The organism is Secundilactobacillus paracollinoides DSM 15502 = JCM 11969 (assembly GCF_001311135.1).
Lineage (GTDB): Bacteria > Bacillota > Bacilli > Lactobacillales > Lactobacillaceae > Secundilactobacillus > Secundilactobacillus paracollinoides.
Genome location: NZ_BBAG01000094.1, coordinates 1 through 7,100, shown reverse-complemented (window position 1 = coordinate 7,100; position 7,100 = coordinate 1). Strand labels below are relative to the sequence as shown.

At 34.1% G+C, this 7,100-nt stretch carries 11 protein-coding genes; 6 read left to right on the top strand and 5 right to left on the bottom strand.

The annotated features are described in order from the left end of the window. Positions 1 to 175: 175 nt before the first annotated feature. The 3 genes from JCM11969_RS15625 to JCM11969_RS15615 all read left to right on the top strand — a co-directional run bounded on the left by JCM11969_RS15625 (position 176) and on the right by JCM11969_RS15615 (position 2,806). Positions 176 to 1,111, top strand: coding sequence for a replication initiation protein (locus JCM11969_RS15625; protein ID WP_054712681.1), 936 nt, complete (start codon positions 176 to 178; stop codon positions 1,109 to 1,111). Continuing rightward, positions 1,104 to 1,580 (top strand): helix-turn-helix domain-containing protein, encoded by a 477-nt coding sequence (locus JCM11969_RS15620; RefSeq protein ID WP_054712680.1) that lies wholly within the window; start codon positions 1,104 to 1,106, stop codon positions 1,578 to 1,580. Before JCM11969_RS15625 ends, JCM11969_RS15620 begins: the two co-directional genes overlap by 8 nt. A gap of 467 nt (positions 1,581 to 2,047) precedes the next feature. Next, positions 2,048 to 2,806 (top strand): hypothetical protein, encoded by a 759-nt coding sequence (locus JCM11969_RS15615; protein WP_054712679.1) that lies wholly within the window; start codon positions 2,048 to 2,050, stop codon positions 2,804 to 2,806. A 121-nt stretch (positions 2,807 to 2,927) separates the two neighbouring features. Here JCM11969_RS15615 and JCM11969_RS15610 read toward each other — a convergent pair whose 3' ends face one another. Both JCM11969_RS15610 and JCM11969_RS15605 read right to left on the bottom strand, forming a co-directional pair. Further along, positions 2,928 to 3,275: a type II toxin-antitoxin system PemK/MazF family toxin gene (locus JCM11969_RS15610; RefSeq protein ID WP_024002471.1), complete on the bottom strand. Its 348-nt coding sequence runs from the start codon at positions 3,273 to 3,275 to the stop codon at positions 2,928 to 2,930. Further along, positions 3,275 to 3,538: a type II toxin-antitoxin system PrlF family antitoxin gene (locus tag JCM11969_RS15605; RefSeq protein WP_001748062.1), complete on the bottom strand. Its 264-nt coding sequence runs from the start codon at positions 3,536 to 3,538 to the stop codon at positions 3,275 to 3,277. Before JCM11969_RS15605 ends, JCM11969_RS15610 begins: the two co-directional genes overlap by 1 nt. A gap of 77 nt (positions 3,539 to 3,615) precedes the next feature. Between JCM11969_RS15605 and JCM11969_RS15600 the strand changes: the two genes are divergently transcribed. Next, positions 3,616 to 4,203, top strand: a complete 588-nt coding sequence (locus tag JCM11969_RS15600) for a site-specific integrase (RefSeq protein WP_054712678.1) — start codon at positions 3,616 to 3,618, stop codon at positions 4,201 to 4,203. A 62-nt stretch (positions 4,204 to 4,265) separates the two neighbouring features. Here JCM11969_RS15600 and JCM11969_RS15595 read toward each other — a convergent pair whose 3' ends face one another. The 3 genes from JCM11969_RS15595 to JCM11969_RS15585 form a co-directional block, all read right to left on the bottom strand. Continuing rightward, positions 4,266 to 5,147: a GIY-YIG nuclease family protein gene (locus JCM11969_RS15595; RefSeq protein WP_054712677.1), complete on the bottom strand. Its 882-nt coding sequence runs from the start codon at positions 5,145 to 5,147 to the stop codon at positions 4,266 to 4,268. A 69-nt stretch (positions 5,148 to 5,216) separates the two neighbouring features. After that, complete coding sequence (locus JCM11969_RS15590) at positions 5,217 to 5,612, bottom strand: hypothetical protein (protein WP_054712676.1); 396 nt, start codon at positions 5,610 to 5,612, stop codon at positions 5,217 to 5,219. Between the two features lie 63 nt (positions 5,613 to 5,675). Then, positions 5,676 to 6,014, bottom strand: coding sequence for a hypothetical protein (locus JCM11969_RS15585; protein WP_054712674.1), 339 nt, complete (start codon positions 6,012 to 6,014; stop codon positions 5,676 to 5,678). A 162-nt stretch (positions 6,015 to 6,176) separates the two neighbouring features. On the opposite strand from JCM11969_RS15585, the gene JCM11969_RS15580 reads away from it, so the two are divergent. Both JCM11969_RS15580 and JCM11969_RS15575 read left to right on the top strand, forming a co-directional pair. After that, entirely contained in the window at positions 6,177 to 6,548 is a 372-nt protein-coding gene (locus tag JCM11969_RS15580; RefSeq protein ID WP_054712671.1) for a type II toxin-antitoxin system RelE/ParE family toxin, read from the top strand. Next, on the top strand, positions 6,535 to 6,804 hold the full coding sequence (locus tag JCM11969_RS15575) for a helix-turn-helix domain-containing protein (protein WP_054712669.1): 270 nt from the start codon (positions 6,535 to 6,537) through the stop codon (positions 6,802 to 6,804). Before JCM11969_RS15580 ends, JCM11969_RS15575 begins: the two co-directional genes overlap by 14 nt. The last annotated feature ends 296 nt before the right edge of the window (positions 6,805 to 7,100 follow it).

The following is a 7,100-nucleotide window of genomic DNA, read 5'->3' as shown; positions in this document are numbered from 1 at the left end:
GGCTCACAGAAGGTTATCAAGTACCTTTTGTCTGTTTATCAAGTACCTTTTGTCTGTTTATCAAGTACCTTTTGTCTGTTTATCAAGTACCTTTTGTCTGTTAATCAAGTACCTTTATAAGTTCTGTACTTGATAAAAGGTACTTTTATTTTAATATGTGTTTGAGGTGATAATCATGTCTAATGAGTTAGTTAAGTATGATCCTGAGTTGAATACTATTCCCTTGAGAAAATTTACCCCAATTGAGATGAATTTATTTTTTTCAATTGTTTCCCGCATGCGGGATCAAGGGAATAAAACTGTTCGTTTCTCTTTTGACCAGTTAAAAGAGCTTAGTAACTATAAACCAACCGCAAATAAACGTTTTATTGATGATATTGAAAATACATACCAAAAGATCCTCAGCCTTAGGTTTGGCCGTAGAAGTAAGAGTGGCTTAAATCGTGAATTTTTTGTTATGTTTACTGAATTTGAAATTAAAGGTGAAGCTGAAGAACCTTATGTTGATATTCAGATTTATCCCAAGGCATTGAAACTTCTAAATAATCTTGAAAGTTGGGTTCGTTATGCCCTAACAGAATTTAGAAATTTAAAAAGCAGTTACGCTAAAACAATGTTTCGTCTAATTAAGCAATTTCGAACTACTGGCTATTCTTATTTCTCTAAAGAAGATTTTTTTGAATTGCTTGATATACCTAAAAGTTATTGGAATAGTCCTTCAAATGTTGACAAAAAGGTTATTAAGCCAATTAGAGAAGAATTAACCCCGCTTTTTAGAGGGCTAACGATTAGAAAAAAATATGGTAAAGGCAGAGGAAAACCAGTTATCGGTTATTCTTTTACTTGGAAACCTGAAAGAAAGGACGCAAATGATTTTTCTCAAGGCAAATTTCAAGATGAGCGTCAAAAACTCTTTAACATTCAGCACAATGATGAATTATCAGATAAAGAAAAGTGGCGTGCAATTGACAAAGTTAAATGCTTGCCTTTAGGAACAACTGAAAAACAGGTACTGGCTGAAAAACAAGCTGAACATGATCAAAAAATAAGAGATCAAGCAAGACAAGAAGCACTTGCTGAACTCCGAAAGGGGTTTGGAAATCATGCCTAAAACTATTAGAGAACTTGCTGATGAATTTGGTGTATCAAAACAAGCAATTAGGAAAAAATTAGATGCAAACTTTAGGGCAAACTATGTACAAACTGTGACTAGGAACGGAGTACAAACTTTAGTTGTTGCCAATTCAGGTTATTTGCTGTTAAAAAAGCATTTCGATGGTGGCAACAACCAGGAACCAAGAGAGAAAGCATTTACTAGTAACGCTGGTAATAGGAATACAGATACAATAGAATTGCTCAACCAACAATTGGCAATCAAAGATAGCCAAATTAAAGAAAAAGATGAACAATTAAAATCAATGCAAAAATTATTGGATCAATCACAACAACTACAATTGATGACTGAAAAGAAAGTTGAAGAACTTGAGACCACTAATTCTATAAAAATTAAATATGATAATTTAAATTTAAAACAAAAAAGTAACGCTTGGTGGAAATTTTGGTTAAAAAATAAGACATGATAACATTTAAAAAAAGTGTTATCATGTCTTATAGGAAGATGCTTATTTTTACAACTCAAGCTCATAAACATTTTAGCTTTGTTTTATAGGCCCTGCAAAAAATTGACTGCAATCAATTGAACTTTAGGCCTGTTCAACATATTTGTTAATATTATCAGATCCAATCAGTAATGTATCTTAAAGCCTGACTTTTCCTTAAGACACATTTATTTTACCACATAATCTACAAAAAATACGACCTCCATAGAAAGTTGAAAGAATCAGTTTTCTATGGAGGTCGTATTTTTTGTAGATATCAACGTTTTTCTACCATCTAACTATACATAAGACTATACGAGGACTATACTAAGCTATATAAAACTATACTATTTACTATACGAGACTATACACATCAGCTCTTAGGAACTTATTGCAGTAATGTTCTTTATTGCAGAAAAAAATTATAGAAAAAGAAAGGGAAAGTCATTATGGATAATAAATCAAATAAAGATGCTTTATCTCTCATAAAAAAGAATCAAGCAGAGACTGGCTACGAAGGAAGCATACAAGAATATGAACAATTGTATTCCCTTTTTGTTAATCATGGATACAAACAAGCGCAAGTTGCTTTTGCACGTTTAAGTGATATATCAAATTACCTACCTCTACTCAAATCCGGTCCGCTTTCTCTATATATTCTATATGTACTAAAAGCTAACAATGATCGGGGAAGTTCTTTTTGGTCAATAGATGCATTAGCAAAGAAATTACAAACAACTACCAAATCTATAACTAACTGGAATACTAAACTTATTGACCTTGGATTAATTCGTCGACTTAAAGGACTAGGAAAATCAACTACTACTGTGTTGTTACCAACCAGTCCCATAATCATAAATGAAAAAACTCAAGAATCTATAAAGCTACTAGAAAAAATAAATTATAAACTTCAAGCATATGTAATATTTAAAAAAGACAATAAATATATCACTTACAGATTCTTTGAGTCCAATATAAAGTACAAAATCAATAATCCTATAATAATTTTAAGTGTTGAAGAGGATATGATTTCAGATATAAGCGATTCTCAAACTGCCTATACTGACATAGACGCTGTTGATGGTTCTAAAATAGATGAAATTACACAGTTACTTCTTGAAACAGAAATATCCGGTAGTGGATCAACAAAAACAAAAGAAAAAATAAAATTATTGGTTGATTTATATCAAACTTATTTAAGAAAATAAAAATTAGGGGTCATTTTTAACAAATCGCCCCTCAAAAACATTGAAAGAATAGCCCCCAATATCTATAATGTAGATATTGGGGGCTATTTTGTTTCTTTTATCAATAAATAACATCTGCTTTTCAGAAAAATTGTTGGACCTTTGTACTAATTGAACTAATTTCTTGCTGAGATAAAGTGGCCACAACTTCGCCATCTGATCGTTTTGTTGGATCGACAGCACGGACATGTTGCAATAACGCTGTCCCGTGAATTTTCCCGTTATCTATCCTGATAAATAACGGCGATTTAGCATACTTTTCTTGGGTACGATATTTGTCAGAGGTACTGATTGGCACAACTAGCACCGTATTAAAATAGCGATTATAGTGATCGTTGCTTACAACTAAACACGGTCGCTTTTTCTTAGTTTCAGTGCCTTTAGCCGGATCTAAATTAATCCATAAAATAGCGCCTTGTTTTAATTTCATTAATCAAAGTCTTCGCTTTCTACGTCTTTACCCCAATCAACTTCTGTTGTACTGAGATTTCCAAACTTTTTTTCTTGTTCATCAACAAGTTGCCATAGATCCGGTTTACTACGAACAATCATTACTTTACCATTTGGTTCAATCTGCCATTCAATTGTGTCAGTAGACCGAACTTTTAACAGTTCACGTACTGTTTTAGGAATTGTAATCTGATTTTTACTTGTGATCTTCGAGCTAACCTTAGTTACATTACCTGCGCTCACAATATCATCTCCTTACTTTTTCCTTACAAAAATAATAACATAACTGCTTTAATATCTCAAGAAAAGGAGAAAAGACTATGCAACAAGTTGTCTTACCCATCAAAGATTCAAATGTTCTCAAGGAGGTTCAAGATACCTTACTCAACAACTTTAAAGCTGGCCGGCGTAACTATACAGTTTTTCAAGTTGGCAAAGCGACACTGCTGCGAGTCAGTGATGTCATGCGCTTAAAACAGGCCGATATTTTTAATCCGGACGGTTCTATTAAACAAAATGCGTTTATTCACGATCGAAAAACGGGTAAACCTAATACCTTGTACCTTAAACCGGTTCAACCAGAGCTCTTATTGTACCGTCAATGGCTACTTGATCATAGACTAGCCTCTGAATGGCTCTTTCCTTCCATTCAACACCCCGAGCGCCATATCACGGAAAAACAGTTCTACAAAATCATGAGTAAGGTCGGGAATCTTCTTGGAATTAATTACTTAGGCACCCATACCATGCGGAAAACGGGTGCCTATCGCGTCTATACGCAATCTAATTATAATATTGGCCTAGTCATGCATTTATTGAATCATTCTAGTGAAGCCATGACGTTAGCTTATTTAGGTTTAGATCAAGCCAGTCAAGAAACGATGCTCGATCAAATTGATTTTGGATAGAAAAACATATAAATCGTATATAAGCTCGGGAATAATAACCTAAAGTGCTGTTAAACACAGCTTCAGTTTTTATTGTATCCAGTTTCTCGAGACCTTAGCCTGTTTTTCCACATACTTTCCCGTTCAATAATTTTCTCTCTGCCTATTGAACCTAATGCATAAGCTTCTAATATTGAAAAATGAAAATTCTGTTTTATATAATTTTCATCAAATTTCTTTTTACTTTCTTCATTCAATTCTTCCAATCCTTTATTGCCACCGGTTAAACTATTGTAATAGCTTATCCATCGTCCCCATATGCCCTTTACTCCTGTTGCAGAGCCAACATATAATTTGCTGTTTTTTTCATCTGTAATCAGATAAACGCCTTCAATATTTTGAAGAACCTGCTTCCAATCATGCAAATATCCATGGTCAATTTCAGATAATTTATTATAGGTTAAATCCAGTTTCTTGTAACCAGGAAATTTTTCGCCTGTATAAAACGGACTTGGAAGAATTTCTTTAATTACTACTTCGGAGAATAAATTATCTAATTTCCTATAAACATTTCTGGCATTTAATTTTACTTTGACAACTAATCTACCAACGTACTTTTCATACTCTGGCTGCCACTCAATATTGTACTTATCATTAGTTTTATCTCTGCTTGTAATTTTGAATACGCCTCCAAAAAGAAACGTATCGGGATTATCAGGGTATTGAGCAAATGTGATGACGAAATCGCTTGGGAACCTTTCACCTTTGCTATTATGCATACGGGTTTGCCATTGGTCCCAACCATCATTGTCAGCTTCAAATAGCTGATTATGTAAGACCTGTAATGGAAAGTATCTATTACCGGCTTCTTTATCAAAAGTTGGTTTGGCAAAATGCAAACGATATTTCTGATACTCATCTGGATTAACTGGGATTAAATCGTTTAATTTGATTTCATTGTTCATAATCGTTACTTCTCCACAGTGTTAACATAAATATTTTTCTATCTAGTTGCTACTATCCAACTGCTTCCATTAAAGACCGCCATGATAATATTTAGTAGCTGTTTGCCCGGGAAGTTTAACATATAAATAATGTGTCTGCCGTTTAACTACAATTGTATCCTTGCCACCCTTATACATACCATTTTTGTGACCATTCCCTGTTAATTCATATTTATAGTGTCCTAAAGCTCGGTATTTGACTCCTGTTACTTTTACCTCAGGCATTCCCATCTGCCCAGAATAGTAAGACGCTTTTTTTATCCTATATTGCCCCCATACTTGTCCTTTAGGATTATAGCTCCAAGTTCCTCTAATCAAACTGGGAGTCCCTTTGTGCCAACTCGAAGCCTTAGTAATCATACTTGTACTACTAAACCCCAGTGTAAGACTGAATAAAACTATACCTAATTGCTGCCATTTTTTCATAGTGTGCCCTCCACCTTAAAATTAATAAATGATCGAGTAATTTGATAAGAAATAAAAACACCGTTACTTAACAATTAGGCCATTAAGATCCGCAAATTTTTTTATAGTTGCAGGATTAGCAGTTCTGTAATTTAATAATTTACCTACTAGGCCTGAAACGTTTTTCGCGTTTTTTAATCCAAGATTCGTTATACGCCCTGTATTTAACTCCAACGTAACCTTATCAGCTAAATAAAAGTCACCGACAACTTTTTTATGGACCAATACAATAACAAGTTTAACAGACTGTATTTTAACAGCATTAACTTTCCAATGGCCGTCTGCTAATTGTGCTAAACGGTCAATCGGCAAATTATCTCCTTCATTTAACTTAAGGATTAACAACTTATCGGCTCTATCCATAATTTAGATCATTCCATTCTTATTTATTTTAATTAAGCTAATTAATTTGATTAGTTTAATTAAACTAAATATTAATACATTTTAAAGTTTTGTCAACCTTTATTTTGTTTAACACTTATAGCATATATGTTTAAAAAATAGCATATATGATATAAGCGAGATATGGAAAAAACAGAATTTGAAACTTACAAACGTCCCAATGGTCATGATGAATTCGATGAATGGTTACGGAAACTGCCAATTAAAGATCGCGCTAAATTACTGCAAGTGATTACAGATACGCAGGAACAGGGTTTACTAGTCGCTCAACGCATGACTTGGGTTAAAAAGATAGAATCAGCTAAAAATTTATATAAATTAAGAAGTAAGGTATCCAGTAATATTCAACGGGCATTATACTTTCACGTTAAGGGACCAAAATATGTGATTACCCATGGGTTTACCAAAAAGACGCAAAAAACACCACCCGCTGAAATTAAGCATGTGCTTGAATTACGAACAGAATGGGAGGATAGTCAAAATGAAAATCAATGATATTTTAACCCGGGAATTAAAAGACCCTAAGTTTGCTGAAGCTTATCATGCTGACAAGGAAAAATATGCCAGTGCCTTAGCGTTGTATCATACTCGTGAAGAAGCTGGCCTAACTCAGGCCGATTTAGCTGAAAGAGCAAACGTCCCTCAATCCACCATTGCTAGAATCGAACGTGGCGATAATGTAACGTTTGATAAACTAGCTGAAATTGCCCATGCTATGGGTAAAACAATTAAAATTGAATTTACTCAATAAGTTAGACCTTTAAAGGGGTATTTGGCAGCAGTTGATTTAATCAACTGCTGCTTTTTTGATCAAGCTAAATTAGCTTGCGCCGTTTGCGCAAAACTCTGCCTGAAAGGCTCCTGCTGAAGGCATGCTCATGATGCAAAATCATTCGGCCGACAGCTCCTGTCTGGAAGACTTTACTCAAATTCCGATAGCAATTTTGAGTAAAAAACGCGAAGCTTTGCCAAAAAGTGGCTAGCCAACCGGCTAACCATTTTGGCATTGCGCAGCGAAATTGGGGGTCAAGGGGGAGCGTTAGCTTT